Here is a 13,512-nt window from a genome sequence, read left to right on the forward strand (position 1 = left end):
AACATGGATACGCTGCAAAAGATACTCTCATGGGTGCCTCCGCTTTTGGGGGGCGCCAGAGTCACTATCGGACTCACGCTCCTCGCCGTTTCGGCAGGGGTTATATTGAGCCTCTTCCTCGCCCTGGGGAAGATGTCAAAATATAAGTGGGTCAACAAATTTTGCAGCGCCTATATTTTCTTTTTTCGCGGCACTCCCCTTTTAATGCAGCTTTACTTTATCTATTACGCGCTGCCCCTGATGCTGCCTGTCTTCATCATCAGGACGGGGGATCAGTTTTTTGATCGTTTTATCCCGGCTTTTATCGCTTTTGCCCTGAACTCTGCTGCCTATTGCGCGGAGATAATCAGGGCGGCGATTCAAAGCATTGACAAGGGCCAGTTCGAGGCTTCCCGTGCACTAGGGCTTTCTTATCCTCTGACTATGAGTCTTGTGGTCGTGCCCCAGGCCATACGGCGCCTCATACCGCCTATTGGAAACGAATTTATCATGGTTCTTAAAGACGCATCATTGGTGTCCATGATAGCCCTCGTGGATATTACCAAAGCTACGAGAAATATCGAAGGTTCAACCCGTTCCGCCCTGGTGTATATTCCTGCAATGATACTTTATCTCATCATTACTGCGGTGTTTACTTTTGCCTTCCATAAGCTGGAGAAAAAGTATTCTGTTTACGAATAAGGGGCCGGTAAAATTATGTCAATGGTAAAAACTGTAGGGATCAATAAATCCTTCGGGCAGTTGAAAGTTTTAAAAGACGTGTCCCTTACGGTGGAGCAGAAGGAAGTGGTCTGCATTATAGGCCCTTCGGGGGCCGGCAAGTCCACCTATCTCCGTTCCCTCAACAAGCTCGAACAGATCGATGACGGACAAATTTATATAGAAGACAAGCTCCTCTTTGACTGCAAAGACGGGGTGAATCATGTCAAAATGCCGGCTGCGGAGCGGAATAAATCGCTCCTTGAAGTGGGAATGGTTTTTCAGCGCTTCAACCTTTTTCCCCATAAGACTGTATTGGAAAACGTGATGCTTGCCCCTGTCCATGTACGCAAGTACCCTGACGGGGAGGCCAAGCAAAAAGCCAAGACCCTTATCCACAGGGTAGGGCTTGCGGATAAACTCGACTCCTATCCTTCCCAGCTTTCGGGTGGGCAGCAGCAGCGGGTCGCCATTGCCCGGGCCCTTGCCATGGAACCCCGGATCATGCTTTTTGATGAACCCACGAGCGCCCTTGATCCTGAATTAGTAGGAGAAGTGTTGACTGTCATGAAGGGCCTTGCCAACGACGGCATGACTATGCTGGTGGTAACCCATGAAATGGGTTTTGCCAGGGAGGCGGCGGACCGGGTAGTGTTTATGTGCGATGGTTCCATTCTTGAGATAGCCAGCCCCAGTGAGATTTTCAGCAATCCCCGGAATGACAGGACCCGCCAATTTTTGCAGAGTGTATTATGAAAAAATTGCTTATGGGCAATGAAGCTATTGCCCTGGGGGCTCTGCGCGCCGGTGTTTCGATAGTTACCGGTTATCCCGGTACCCCTTCCACGGAAATTCTTGAAACCATTGCCCGGGAGGCAAAAGTTTCCGGGAGCCGCGCTTCCCGTGCTTATATTGAATGGTCGGTGAACGAAAAAGCAGCGTTGGAATTAGCTGCAGGCGCTGCCTGTTCAGGCGCCAGGGTTTTGGTAACCATGAAGCAAGTGGGCCTCAATGTTGCGTCAGATCCCCTTATGAGCTTGAATTATCTGGGTGTTTCGGGCGGCATGGTGGTTGCTGTCGCGGATGATCCCGGCCCTATCTCGTCCCAGACCGAACAGGATACCCGCCGTTTTGGCCTCTATGCAAAGATCCCTGTTTTCGATCCATCAACCCCGGAAGAAGCCTATCTTATGATAGCCGATGCCTATAACTGGTCTGAACGCTATGGACGCCCGGTGATTCTGCGCCCTACTACCAGGGTTTGCCATAGTTATGCTTCAGTAGAAATACTGCCGGATCTTCCCCAAAAGCCCCCGGCTGGTTTTGACAAGGCAGAGGGCCGCTGGGTGATCTTCCCCAATTTATCCTACCGCAGCCATATCAAGATTGAGGAAGGCCTCGTAAAGATGGGCGAGGGTTTTTCCGCTTATTTTGGAAATCAGCTAATTGGCGACAAAGCCCCTGCCGAAGAAGGAGACGACCCTGTCCAGGCGCCAACATTGGGAATAGCCACAGGAGGCGTGAGCTATGCTTATGCCATGGAATTCCTTGATCCTTTGCCGCCCCAGGCAAAGCTCCTCAAAGTGGGGACCTTCCCGTTTCCTGCCAGCCTGGCCCTCAAATTTTTGAACGGCCTTGATGAAGTGCTGGTAGTGGAAGAATTGGACCCTGTCATAGAAGATGAACTTGTGCGCCTCTGCGGCATCAATCAGCTTAAAATTACGATACGCGGAAAGAGGAGCGGTGATATGCCCAACGCAGGGGAGAATGCCCTTGCGTCTGTGGGGGAAAAAATCGAGTCCTTTTTGAAGCGCAAAATATGGGTGAATATTTCCGATCTTGATAAAGAGGAGCTTCCCGAAACCACCCTTTCCGCATCGGGTTTGTCCCCGGCGTTTGCTTCCCTCTCCGAAGTGCCCCCCGCAGCCCTTGCGGCGGCCGCTGCTGCTGCCGCTGTTGCCTCAGGGCCACCGCCCCCTGAAGCCCCGCCCCTACCCGTAAGGCCGCCGGTGCTCTGCGCTGGCTGCCCCCATCGGGGCAGTTTCTTCGCAGTAAAAGAGGCAGTGCGCAAATACGCCAAAGGCAGAAAAGCTGTTTTTTCGGGCGATATAGGCTGCTATACCCTGGGCAATGCCCAGCCTCTTGATATGGTAGACACCTGCCTCTGCATGGGCGCGGGCATTACCATGGCCCAGGGAATTAACCGCGCCGAGGCCCTCAAGGGAAATTCCGACTCTCTTAACTTTGCCTTTATCGGTGATTCTACCTTTTTCCACACCGGCATACCCGGCATAGTCAACGCAGTTTACAACAAAGCCGATATCATCATCGTTGTGCTTGACAATTTTACTACCGCCATGACAGGCAATCAGCCCCATCCGGGTATGGGCAGGAACGTTTTAGGAGCTGACGCTGAAAAGATCAGTATCCCTGCGGTAATTTCGGCATTAGGTGTAAAAGCAATAGAGAAGGTCAATCCTTTTGATATTAAAACTGCGGATTTAGCAGTAAAAAGTTTAATTGAGAAATCCGGCGTCCGTGCCATTGTCTTTGAAGGCCCTTGCATTGCGGTGAGTAAAAGTGTTAGTCCGTGTATTGTAGATACCGCAAAATGCACAGGCTGCCAGAGCTGCATAAAAAAACTCGGATGCCCTGCGATTTCTATCCAGCCTGTCAGCGCAGGCGCTAAGCTAAAAGCATTGATTGACCCGGTGCTTTGCACAGGCTGCGGGATTTGCAAAGAAATCTGTGCATTCGGAGCTATCGGGGGAGCAGCCTTATGATATTTAACTGTCTCATCACCGGTGTCGGCGGCCAGGGAACAGTGCTTGTATCCCGCCTCATAGGAGATGCCGCGATCGCAAAAGGGCTTGATGTCCGCGGCTCCGAAACCATAGGCATGGCACAGCGGGGTGGCAGTGTGGTAAGCCACATACGCATAGGCGAGAATATCCATTCCCCCCTCATTCCCACCGGCAAAGCGAATATCATCATTGCATTTGAACCCGCAGAAGCCGTGCGGGTCATTCACTTCCTGGCCCCCGGCGGCCGCATGATTGTTCTGGACAGGGGCGTTATGCCCGTATCCAGCTCCCTTGGCAAAACACCTTATAAGCCCGCCGAAATGATCTCCTATCTCAAAGCTGAATTCAGCCGCCCCAAAGAGGATCAGGTTGCCCAGGCAGGCGATGAGGATCGGCTCATCATAATTTCCGGCGATGAGCTGGTAAAGAAATGCGGCGACCCAAAAGTGCTTAACACAGCGCTGCTCGGAATTGCGCTGGAAAAGAAATTCTTCCCCTTTAGCGCTGCGGACATGCTCGATGTTTTGAAGAAGCGGACTCCGGCCAAATATTTGGAGATTAATATGAAAGCCTTGGGGCTGGGTAGAAGCTGACGGTATTTGCGATACTCCGGTTGACAAATCTGTTTAGCTATTGTATCTTTACATAGAAACATCAGATTCAGGAGTGCCCCATGCAAATGACTTCCGATATGCTCGCTAAAATACAGAAATCCATCAAAGCCGCCATGAAGGGCAGCTTTTACAAGCAGCGCTTCAAAGGCCTCAATGCAAAGGATATACAAAGCCGGGAAGATTTTGAAAAGCTTCCCCTTTCCGACAAGGAGGATCTGCGGGATGCTTACCCCCTGGGGCTCCTGGCGGTGGATGACGAAAAAATCGTCCGCATACATTCGTCCTCAGGGACAACCGGAACCCCGGTGATCATCCCTTATACCCAGAAGGATGTTCACGATTGGGCTGTGATGTTTAAGCGCTGTTATGAAACCGCCGGCATCACCCCAAAGGACAGGATACATATAACCCCAGGCTATGGGCTCTGGACAGCAGGCATAGGCTTCCAGCTTGGGGCAGAGCTTCTCGGGGCTATGGCTATACCCATGGGTCCGGGAAATACGGACAAGCAGATAAAAATGATGGAAGATCTGAGGTCCACGGTTATTTGCGCCACTTCTTCCTACGCCCTGCTTCTGGCTGAAGAAATCGAAAAGCGGGGAATCAAGGATAAGATTTGCCTAAAAAAAGGCGTCATAGGTTCTGAACGCTGGGGCGACAAGATGCGGAAGCGGATTGCCAATGAACTTGGCGTGGAGCTTTACGATATTTACGGGCTTACGGAAATCTATGGTCCCGGCATCGGCATCAACTGCTCACACCAGAGCGGCATGCACATGTGGACCGATTTCTTTTACTACGAGATCATCAATCCCCATACGGGCGCCCAGGCAGAGCCGGGCGAAATCGGCGAAATTGTCATTACCACCCTCTGCAAGGAAGGGGCACCCCTCATTCGTTATCGCACCCACGATCTTACCCGGGAGATTTCAGGCGACTGCCCCTGCGGCAGTCCCTTCCCCCGCATTGACGCAATCCTTGGCCGATCCGACGACATGGTCAAGGTTAAGGGGACCATCATTTTCCCGGGCAAGGTTGACGAGCTGCTCTCTTCCATTTCCGATGTCTCAAGCGAATACCAGATCCAGATTGATCACCTCAATGGCAGGGATATACTCAACCTCTTTTTTGAAACCAAGCTTTCCGGTAAGCAGGAGAGGAAAAATTTGGAGAAAATTGTAGAGGAGGCTTTTAAGGAAAAGATTGGCCTCACCCCCAAACCTATGGCTGTTGGAATGGGCGAGCTTCCGAGGAGCGAGAAAAAATCAACACGGATTTTCGACAACCGGTATTAAGCTGCCGGCTGAGGGGATGAAAGTCGCTAGCCCCCGAGGTATGCCTTCTTCACGTCAGGATTGGCTGCAAGCTCATCGGAGCTTCCCTGCACAATTATCTCCCCGGTCTTAAGCACATAGCCCCGGGATGCGAATTCCAGAGCCACTTTGGCGTTCTGTTCCACTACCAAAATTGTAATATGCTTAATTTGATTTAACTGCCGCAAAGCCCTGAACATTTCGTACATCAGCTTGGGCGCAAGGCCCATGCTCGGTTCGTCCAGCATAATAAAATTGCTGCCTGTCATAAGGGCACGGCCCACTGCAAGCATCTGCTGTTCGCCGCCGCTTAAAAGTTCGCCCCGCTGTTTGCGGCGTTCTTCGAGCCTGGGGAAAAGGCTGTACACCATTTCTACAGTCTCGGCATTGATGACCGCTTTGTTCACCTCTTTCCTGTTGGGGTAGGTAGCTATTTTGAGGTTTTCTTCCACTGTGAGATTGCCGAAAATATGGCGCCCTTCGGGAACCAATGCCATCATATGGCGCTGGACCAGGGTGTGGGGCTCTGTTTTAAGCATGCTTAAGCCCTCGTAGAGTATGTCTCCTCCTGTAACCACCGGGGCCTCGGGGCGGGGGAGGCGGGCAAGGCTCGCAAGGGTTGATGTCTTTCCGGCACCATTTGCGCCAATGAGGGTGACAATTTCACCCTTGTCGATGTTGAAAGAGATGCCATGGAGGACTTCGATATTTCCATAGGAAACTTTCAGATCTTTTACTTCCAGCAGCATGTCCTTCCCCTAAATTGTTCCGTCCCCTAGGTACGCATTGATCACCTTGGGGTTGCTCTTAATTTCCGCCGGCGAACCGCTGGCTATCTCTTTGCCAAAATCAATGACGGTGATCTTTTCGCAGAGTGTCATTATTACTTCCATTTGGTGTTCTATCATCCAGATTGTAAGGTTGAATTTGTCATGAATCCAGCGTATGTAGTCGATTAATTCAATGGTGTCCGCTGTGGAAAGACCCGCCGCCGGTTCATCGAGCATGAGGAGATCGGGCTGAAGCGACAAAGCCCTGGCAATTTCCACCCGGCGTTGAATGCCATAGGGAAGATTCTTGGGGTATTCCATCGCCAAATCGGCAAGCTTGAAAACCTCAAGCAATTCCATGGACGATTTCTTTATTTCTTCTTCCCGCTTCTTGTACTTTTTTGTGTGGAGAAAGGCGTCAAGCACGCCATACCCTAAACAGTAATGCTGCGAAATCCGGATATTGTCCAGTACGGTCATTTCGCTCCAGAGCCTGATATTCTGAAAAGTACGGCCTATCTTCATGGCCGCAATTTCGTGGGGCTTTTTGGCGTTGATCCTTTTACCATGAACCAGAATATCCCCTTCCGAAGGGATATAAAAACCGGAAACAAGGTTAAAAACCGTGGTTTTCCCCGCGCCGTTAGGGCCTATAAGCCCTACGATTTGCCCCCTTTCAAGGCTCAGGTTGATATCGGTCAGGGCCTGCAAGCCCCCAAAGCGGTGGGTCAGGCTTTTGATTTCAAGATGGTTTTCCATCATTGCCTCCCCTTATTGGCTTTCCGGGCTTTAAATTTGTCTATCAGCTGCGGTAGTTCTTTGTTTCCCATAAGCCCTTCGGGCCTGAATTGCATAAGAAGGATTAACAGTAAAGGTATCACTACCCATTTGAATATCTGCAACGGTCTCATGGCTTCCAAAAGGAAGGTGAACAGTATTGCTGCGAACACAGATCCCGTGAGGGAACCCATGCCCCCAAGGTAAACCATAACCATTCCCTCGGTGGATTTCATGATATTAAACGAAGCGGGGTTTATAAAGCCAAGCTGATGCGCGAACAAAGCGCCGCCTATGCCAGCGAGACCCGAAGAAAACATAAATGCCAAAAGCTTCATTTTATTGGTATTAACGCTCATTATTTCTGCGGATATTTCATCGTAGCGAATGGTGGAAATTCCCTTTCCCAGTACCGAACCCATGAGGCGCCTTATGGCGACTATGCAGACAAGCACGAAGATCATAACCCAAAGGAACATCCAGGCTATGGGAATTGTATCTGTCATTGCAAAGATAGTCCCTTTCATTCCCATAAGACCCCGGCTTCCGCCTATGGGTTCAAGGTTGTTTATGGCAGTAACAATAATATAATTCGCTGCTAAAGTTATGATGGCAAGGTAATCATCCCTGGTCTTAAACGAAGGGATTGCAATGATAAGGCCCATTATCGCTGCCGCAATGCCGCCAATGAGCACTATCACCGGAAAAATGATGAAAGACACCTGGGGCGGGAACAAGGCGGAGCCGGTGAATTTATTCTCGTTAAAACAGATGAGGGATAGTACCGAAGATACATAAGCCCCAACAGCCATAAAGCCCGCATGGCCGCAGGAAAATTCCCCCATATAGCCGTTTACAATATTCAAACTTGACGCGAAAATGATATTGATACCCACTGATATTAAAACGCTCTGAACATAGGGATTGAGAACCCCAAAAGAAGCAAGGGCAGTGAGTAGTACCATTGCTGCGATAATTACAATAATAATTGTAAGAGGTTTTTTAGTGTTGCTGTTTAATTGCTGCATAATAACCTCATATCTTGGTACTTTTGGCGAAGCCGAAGAAACCGGTAGGCTTAATCACCAGGATTATAAGGAGGATGACAAAGGACACAAGGTCTTTGAAACTTGAGGGAAAGAAGGCCGCAATGAAGATTTCAATGAAGCCCAGGATGAAGCCGCCCAGAAAGGCACCGGATATTTCGCCAATGCCGCCAACAACTGCGGCGATAAAAGCCTTCCAGCCTATGGTCATCCCCATATAAGGATCCAAAACCGGGTAAGACATGCCAAACAGTATCCCCGCGACAGCCGCAAGGCTTGAACCTAAAGCAAATGTAAAAGTAATAACCCTGTTCACCGGTATCCCCATGAGGGGAATGGCGAACTTGTCATACGATATGGCCCTCATGGACATGCCGAAAACTGTTTTTTTCACAATGAATTGCAGTACGCCAAAAACCACGAAGGCGGCGACGATAACCAATACTTTTAAATTGGTCAGGGTAACCGGCCCGAAATTCCAAAGTTCTTTTTGCAGAATGTCGGGGAAGCGCCTTGAGCTTGCGCCCAGGAAAGCCAGGTTCCCGTTTTCAAGGATAAAACCAACCATCAAGGCGGTAATAACCACGTAAAGCCGGTTGACTCCCTTCTTGCGCAGGGGCCTGTAAGCTACCCGTTCAATAGTGACACCCACCAAGGCAGTTGCAATCATGGTGAGTATCAGTGTTGCTACAAAAACAACAGAGCCCCCGCTTACGAATGTTGAAAGCAGGGCGCTGGCAATAAAAAACGCGATGTAACAGGCGGTCATAAAAATATCGCCGTGTGCAAAATTGATGAGCCGCAGCACCCCGTATACAAGACAGTACCCCAGGGCGATCATGGAATAGAAGCTGCCCCATTGGAGGGCATTAAAAATATTCTGTAGAATGGTCGCCAGCATGGGATACCGTCTCTTACACTACATGCTGGTTACATATTCGAATTCGCCCGCGTCGTTTACCCGTACAACCACTGCTGGTTTTTCGGGATCGCCGTTGGCGTCGAAGGTCATCTTTCCGGTAATGCCGTCAAAATTCTTCATTGTGGCAATGGCGTTTTTGATGCCGTCGCGATCGGTCTGGAGATTGCCGGTAATACCCGCAGTCTGAATGGCCTGAAGTATGATGTGGATGGAATCATAGGAAAGGGCGGCTACATCGTCCGGAGTATAGCCATAAGCAGCCTTGTACTTGTCGATGAAGGCCTTGGTTGCGCCTACAGCGCCAGCAGCGGCATAGTGGGTGGTGAAATAGTAGCCTTTTACAGCGCCGTTGCTCAACGAGACGAGATCAGCGGAACCCCAGGAATCGCTTCCCAGTATGGGCTTGTTGCCCCAGCCGAGATCCTTGGCCTGGGGAATGATGAGGGCTACGTGGTTGTAGTAGTCGGGCAGGTAGAGGAGGTCTGCGCCGGCATTGATGATCCTGGTGAGCTGTACCGAGAAATCCTGATCCTTCTGGCCGAAGCTTTCGAAGGCTACTACAGAACCTGAACCATTGGATTTGGTCCAGCTGTCCCTGAAGAGTTCAGCCAGGGTTTTGGAATAGTCGTCATCCAGGTTATAGAGGATGGCGGTTTTCTTGGCCTGGGGGAACTGGCTTCCGGCAAAATTTACTGCCGCAGGAGCCTGGACAGGATCCAGGATACAGGCGCGGAACACGTAGGGCCTGTTCAGGGTAACCGCAGGGTTTGTGGCCCAGGGGCTGACCATGGGGGTACGATTTTCATTGTTCACCTGGCCCGCAGGAATGGCGCGTCCTGAACCACAGGGGCCCATGACTGCCAGAACCTGATCTTGCACTACGAGACGGAGGGCAGCCTGCACAGCCGAGTCAGCCTTGAGCTCGTTGTCTACAATGACGAACTGGACTTTGTATTTTTTTCCTTTTACATCCAGGCCGCCTGCAGCCTCTAGCTCTTTCTGAACAATTTCGGAAGCGTACTTGGCGCCCTCGCCGACTTTTGGCGAGTCCCCGGTGAGAGGGATATTGAGACCGATTTTAATAGTCTGATCGCTGCCGCCGCCCGCCATTACCATGGACAGGGACAACAGGAGAAGACATCCTGCAATCAATACCTTTTTCATTTTTTTCTCCTTTTTCAAAAATGATTGATAACCTATCATAGTGAAAAAGAGGAAGTTTGGCAAGTATGTTTATACAAATTTGAGATAAATTCTGTATATTTTGCCAAAAACGTGTATATTTATGCACCTAGATAAAGTACATATAGGATTCATCCGGGTCTACAGTTCCAATTACCGAAGCAAGGTTCTTGCGGTCTATAACATTCGCTATACGTTCGTTAAGGCGATCAAAGATTGTGGTGCGTATGCAGCGTTGGAGCTTGGTCTCTTTTGCTCCCGGCAGGGGAGGATCTACAACCAGCATATCCCCCTCAAGCATCCTGAGGGCTTCCCCTATGATGATATCCTGGGGGCTTTTGGCAAGGGCATAACCCCCCGAGGCTCCCTTGACGGAGCGTATAAGCCCCGCCCTGCGGAGTATGACCGCCACTTGTTCCAGGTAGCGTATGGATATTTTCTGCCGTTCGGCTACGCTTGCAAGGGAAACATGGGGTTCACTGCTGTGTTCGGCCAGATCTATCAAAAGCCTGATGCCGTAACGCCCCCGGGTTGAGATTTTCATATAGCATACTCCACTTGATCCAGGGTTTCATACGCCTTGGCTAAGTCCGCCAGGGTGACGGCATCCACGCAGTCGTTGATCTCTTTGTAGAGTTCAGCCCAGGTGTGCTGGCTCATGCAGTCCTTTGCCATGGGGCACAATTTGGATTTAACGCAATCAACCGGTTCGAGGGCGCCCTCAACTGTCCGGAGTATCTCCCCAACAGTGATTTTTTGGGGCGCCCTGCCGGGAAGGTAGCCCCCCTGGGGTCCCCTTATGCCCTGGACTATGCCCGCTTTTCGCAGGGGTATGAAGAGCTGCTCCAGATACCCGTCAGAAAGCCCGGTGTTTTCTGCAATTGCCCTGGTGGAAGTGTACTCCCCCTCGGGAAGGAGGGCCATGTAGAGGAGGGCTTCAAGCGAATAGCGGCCTTTGGTTGAAATTCTCATTTTTTTATTCCTTTTTTAAACGCTTCTGTCAAATCGGCAACGAGGTCATCGGGATCTTCTATGCCCACCGAGAGGCGCATGAGCCTGTCGTTAACCCCCGCCTGAAGCCTCATGGCCTCGGGTATGGCGCCGTGGGTCTGCACCAGGGGATAGGTGATGAGGGATTCCACGCCCCCCAGGCTTTCTGCAAAGAGTATGAGCGAAACATTCTTGAGCAGGGAGGGCACATCGGCAATATCCTTTAAATAGAAAGAAATCATGCCTCCAAAGCCCCGGGACTGCTTTTGACTCAACTTGTATTGAGGATGATCCTCAAAGCCCGTATAGAAAACCCTCTCCACTTTTTCGTGGCCCCGCAGCCAATGGGCAAGAATTTTGGCATTCTTTTCGTGCTTTTCCATGCGCAAGGGGAGGGTCTTCATGCCCCGCAGCACAAGCCATGAATCAAAGGGGGATAGGGTGGCGCCCTCGCTTTTCTGGGCATTCCGCAGTTCCTCTTCAAGATCGTCCCGGGAATGGACAATGAAGCCCGAAAGGGTATCGTTATGGCCCCCCAGGTATTTGGTACCGCTGTGGATCACCAGGTCAGCCCCACAATCCAGGGGGTTTTGCAGCCAGGGGGAAAGGAAGGTATTGTCCACCAGGAGATGGCCGCCCCGCCTGTGCATGAGTTCCGCGCAGGCTGCAATATCCGTAACTTTCATCATGGGGTTCGAGGGAGTCTCGATAAAGATAGCTTTTGTTTCAGGCCGCAGGGCTTCTTCAACTTTTTTGAAGTCGCTCGTATCCACCCATGAAAAAGAAAAACCGTACCTGCCGTAGTAATCGTTGAAAAGCCGGTACGTGCCGCCGTAGAGATCCTCGGACACAATGAGGTGATCCCCGGGCTTGTAGAGCTTGATAGCCGCCGAGATAGCCCCCATGCCTGTCGCAAAGGCCAGGCAGTATTTGCCGTGTTCAGCCAGGGCAAGGGTCTTTTCAAGCTCCTGCCTTGTGGGGTTGATGCAGCGGGAATAATCGAATCCCGTGGTTTCCCCAAGACCCGGGTGCCTGAATGTGGCGCTCTGGTAGATGGGGGTGCTGACAGCGCCGGTCTGGGGCTCAAAGAAATCCGCCCCCCGTGCCAGTACCGTATCCAGGGATAAGGGCCGGGAATTGCCTGTGCCTCTTACAGGTTTACAGTTCGTGTCCTTCATGAGGGGAACCTCCTCACCGTGTTCGTCGGATGAGTGTTCATGCTAAAGCCTCGTCAAAATCAGCGATAAGGTCGTCCGGATTTTCCAGCCCTACAGAGATACGGATAAGGGTATCGGTGATGCCCAGCCTTTCCCGTTCGTTTTGGGGTATGGAAGCATGGCTCATTGCCACAGGGTACGAAGCTATAGTCTCCACCCCTCCAAGACTCACCGCAGCTGCTGCCAGCTTCACAGTGCCCAGGAATTTCCGGGCCTGCTCAAGTGTTTTGGTTTTGAATGAGAACACCGCCCCTGCGCCCGATGCCTGGGCGTCGTTAACCTGCTTGCCGGGATGATTTTCCAGTCCCGGATAATAGACAGCTTCCACGTTTTTATGGGAAGAAAGCCAGGCAGCGATTTTTTTCGCCCCCTTCTCCTGGGCTTCAAGCCTCACCTTAAGGGTTTTGATCCCCCGTATCACAAGCCACACATCCCAGGGCCCCGGCACAGCGCCGAAGCCGTTCTGCACCGCGTAAACCTGCTTGCCCAGCTCTTCGGTTTTCGTTACCGCCAGGCCCGAAATTACATCGCTGTGGCCCCCCAGGAATTTGGTGGCTGAGTGGATCACGATGTCAGCCCCAAGCTCGATGGGCCTTTGGAGCAGGGGCGTCATAAAGGTATTGTCTACTATAGAAATAAGCCCAGCTTCCTTTGCAATCGTAAAACAGGCTTTGAGATCCGTTATCTTGAGGAGGGGATTCGAGGGGGTTTCAAGGAATATCGCCTTTGTATTTGGCCTGATTGCCTTTTTCACATTTTTTGAATCCGAAGCATCCACAGGGGTCATTTCAAGGCCCCATCTTTTATAGAAGGTATTGAGTATGCGCCAGCTTCCACCGTAGATATCCTCGGCCGCCACGATGTGGTCCCCGGCCTTGAAAATTCCCAAAACCGAAGAAACTGCCGCTATCCCGCTGCCAAAGGCGAAACCACGGGCGCCCCTTTCAAGGCTGGCAATGGTTTCTTCCAGGGCCTTGCGTGTAGGATTCCCGGAACGGGCATAGTCATACTCCTGGGGGGATACTGAGCCTGAATCGATAGCGTCCTTATAGGCATTCCCCTGATCAAAAGTAGAAGTCTGGTAGAGGGTAACCCCCAAAGCGCCGGTTGTTGGATCAGCCTCGTGGCCGTTGTGTATCAGTAAAGTCCCAAAATCCATGAATCCCCCAGAAAATTAT

Annotated in this window: 14 protein-coding genes; 5 read left to right on the forward strand and 9 right to left on the reverse strand. The window is 51.2% G+C overall.

The window, feature by feature from the left end:
• Nucleotides 1–3 precede the first annotated feature (3 nt).
• From TREAZ_RS04700 to TREAZ_RS04720, 5 genes are all read left to right on the forward strand, one after another.
• Nucleotides 4–681 carry an amino acid ABC transporter permease gene (locus TREAZ_RS04700; protein ID WP_015710669.1) on the forward strand — a complete coding sequence of 226 codons (678 nt, stop codon included), beginning with the start codon at nt 4–6 and terminating at the stop codon, nt 679–681.
• A gap of 21 nt (nt 682–702) precedes the next feature.
• Complete coding sequence (locus TREAZ_RS04705) at nt 703–1,455, forward strand: amino acid ABC transporter ATP-binding protein (protein WP_043922844.1); 753 nt, start codon at nt 703–705, stop codon at nt 1,453–1,455.
• Nucleotides 1,452–3,482, forward strand: a complete 2,031-nt coding sequence (locus TREAZ_RS04710) for a thiamine pyrophosphate-dependent enzyme (RefSeq protein ID WP_015710671.1) — start codon at nt 1,452–1,454, stop codon at nt 3,480–3,482. The genes TREAZ_RS04705 and TREAZ_RS04710 overlap by 4 nt, the downstream gene beginning before the upstream one ends.
• A complete protein-coding gene (locus TREAZ_RS04715; protein ID WP_015710672.1) occupies nt 3,479–4,096 on the forward strand; it encodes an indolepyruvate oxidoreductase subunit beta in 618 nt (205 codons plus the stop codon). The genes TREAZ_RS04710 and TREAZ_RS04715 overlap by 4 nt, the downstream gene beginning before the upstream one ends.
• An 86-nt stretch (nt 4,097–4,182) precedes the next feature.
• Complete coding sequence (locus TREAZ_RS04720; RefSeq protein WP_015710673.1) at nt 4,183–5,412, forward strand: phenylacetate--CoA ligase family protein; 1,230 nt, start codon at nt 4,183–4,185, stop codon at nt 5,410–5,412.
• Nucleotides 5,413–5,438: 26 nt separating this feature from the next.
• Here TREAZ_RS04720 and TREAZ_RS04725 read toward each other — a convergent pair whose 3' ends face one another.
• The 9 genes from TREAZ_RS04725 to TREAZ_RS04765 form a co-directional block, all read right to left on the reverse strand.
• Nucleotides 5,439–6,179 (reverse strand): ABC transporter ATP-binding protein, encoded by a 741-nt coding sequence (locus TREAZ_RS04725; RefSeq protein ID WP_015710674.1) that lies wholly within the window; start codon nt 6,177–6,179, stop codon nt 5,439–5,441.
• A 9-nt stretch (nt 6,180–6,188) separates the two neighbouring features.
• Nucleotides 6,189–6,962 carry an ABC transporter ATP-binding protein gene (locus TREAZ_RS04730; protein WP_015710675.1) on the reverse strand — a complete coding sequence of 258 codons (774 nt, stop codon included), beginning with the start codon at nt 6,960–6,962 and terminating at the stop codon, nt 6,189–6,191.
• Nucleotides 6,959–8,005 (reverse strand): branched-chain amino acid ABC transporter permease, encoded by a 1,047-nt coding sequence (locus tag TREAZ_RS04735; protein WP_015710676.1) that lies wholly within the window; start codon nt 8,003–8,005, stop codon nt 6,959–6,961. The genes TREAZ_RS04730 and TREAZ_RS04735 overlap by 4 nt, the downstream gene beginning before the upstream one ends.
• 7 nt (nt 8,006–8,012) lie before the next feature.
• Entirely contained in the window at nt 8,013–8,924 is a 912-nt protein-coding gene (locus tag TREAZ_RS04740) for a branched-chain amino acid ABC transporter permease (RefSeq protein ID WP_015710677.1), read from the reverse strand.
• Between the two features lie 18 nt (nt 8,925–8,942).
• Complete coding sequence (locus TREAZ_RS04745) at nt 8,943–10,109, reverse strand: ABC transporter substrate-binding protein (RefSeq protein WP_015710678.1); 1,167 nt, start codon at nt 10,107–10,109, stop codon at nt 8,943–8,945.
• Between the two features lie 127 nt (nt 10,110–10,236).
• Nucleotides 10,237–10,671, reverse strand: a complete 435-nt coding sequence (locus tag TREAZ_RS04750; protein WP_015710679.1) for an RrF2 family transcriptional regulator — start codon at nt 10,669–10,671, stop codon at nt 10,237–10,239.
• Nucleotides 10,668–11,099 carry an RrF2 family transcriptional regulator gene (locus TREAZ_RS04755; protein ID WP_015710680.1) on the reverse strand — a complete coding sequence of 144 codons (432 nt, stop codon included), beginning with the start codon at nt 11,097–11,099 and terminating at the stop codon, nt 10,668–10,670. The genes TREAZ_RS04750 and TREAZ_RS04755 overlap by 4 nt, the downstream gene beginning before the upstream one ends.
• A complete protein-coding gene (locus TREAZ_RS04760) occupies nt 11,096–12,295 on the reverse strand; it encodes a trans-sulfuration enzyme family protein (RefSeq protein WP_015710681.1) in 1,200 nt (399 codons plus the stop codon). Before TREAZ_RS04760 ends, TREAZ_RS04755 begins: the two co-directional genes overlap by 4 nt.
• A 37-nt stretch (nt 12,296–12,332) precedes the next feature.
• The gene (locus tag TREAZ_RS04765; RefSeq protein ID WP_015710682.1) at nt 12,333–13,493 is read right to left on the reverse strand and encodes a trans-sulfuration enzyme family protein; all 1,161 of its coding nucleotides are present in this window, start codon (nt 13,491–13,493) and stop codon (nt 12,333–12,335) included.
• Nucleotides 13,494–13,512: the final 19 nt, after the last annotated feature.

The sequence above is a fragment of the Leadbettera azotonutricia ZAS-9 genome (genome assembly GCF_000214355.1).
Classification (GTDB): Bacteria; Spirochaetota; Spirochaetia; order Treponematales; family Breznakiellaceae; genus Leadbettera; species Leadbettera azotonutricia.

Excerpts from the sequence above, each read along its gene's own strand:
- TREAZ_RS04700 (WP_015710669.1), top strand. The coding sequence starts at position 4 with ATGGATACGCTGCAAAAGATACTCTCATGGGTGCCTCCGCTTTTGGGG.
- TREAZ_RS04705 (WP_043922844.1), top strand. The coding sequence starts at position 703 with ATGGTAAAAACTGTAGGGATCAATAAATCCTTCGGGCAGTTGAAAGTT.
- TREAZ_RS04710 (WP_015710671.1), top strand. The coding sequence starts at position 1,452 with ATGAAAAAATTGCTTATGGGCAATGAAGCTATTGCCCTGGGGGCTCTG.
- TREAZ_RS04715 (WP_015710672.1), top strand. The coding sequence starts at position 3,479 with ATGATATTTAACTGTCTCATCACCGGTGTCGGCGGCCAGGGAACAGTG.
- TREAZ_RS04720 (WP_015710673.1), top strand. The coding sequence starts at position 4,183 with ATGACTTCCGATATGCTCGCTAAAATACAGAAATCCATCAAAGCCGCC.
- TREAZ_RS04725 (WP_015710674.1), bottom strand. The coding sequence starts at position 6,179 with ATGCTGCTGGAAGTAAAAGATCTGAAAGTTTCCTATGGAAATATCGAA.
- TREAZ_RS04730 (WP_015710675.1), bottom strand. The coding sequence starts at position 6,962 with ATGATGGAAAACCATCTTGAAATCAAAAGCCTGACCCACCGCTTTGGG.
- TREAZ_RS04735 (WP_015710676.1), bottom strand. The coding sequence starts at position 8,005 with ATGCAGCAATTAAACAGCAACACTAAAAAACCTCTTACAATTATTATT.
- TREAZ_RS04740 (WP_015710677.1), bottom strand. The coding sequence starts at position 8,924 with ATGCTGGCGACCATTCTACAGAATATTTTTAATGCCCTCCAATGGGGC.
- TREAZ_RS04745 (WP_015710678.1), bottom strand. The coding sequence starts at position 10,109 with ATGAAAAAGGTATTGATTGCAGGATGTCTTCTCCTGTTGTCCCTGTCC.
- TREAZ_RS04750 (WP_015710679.1), bottom strand. The coding sequence starts at position 10,671 with ATGAAAATCTCAACCCGGGGGCGTTACGGCATCAGGCTTTTGATAGAT.
- TREAZ_RS04755 (WP_015710680.1), bottom strand. The coding sequence starts at position 11,099 with ATGAGAATTTCAACCAAAGGCCGCTATTCGCTTGAAGCCCTCCTCTAC.
- TREAZ_RS04760 (WP_015710681.1), bottom strand. The coding sequence starts at position 12,295 with ATGAAGGACACGAACTGTAAACCTGTAAGAGGCACAGGCAATTCCCGG.
- TREAZ_RS04765 (WP_015710682.1), bottom strand. The coding sequence starts at position 13,493 with ATGGATTTTGGGACTTTACTGATACACAACGGCCACGAGGCTGATCCA.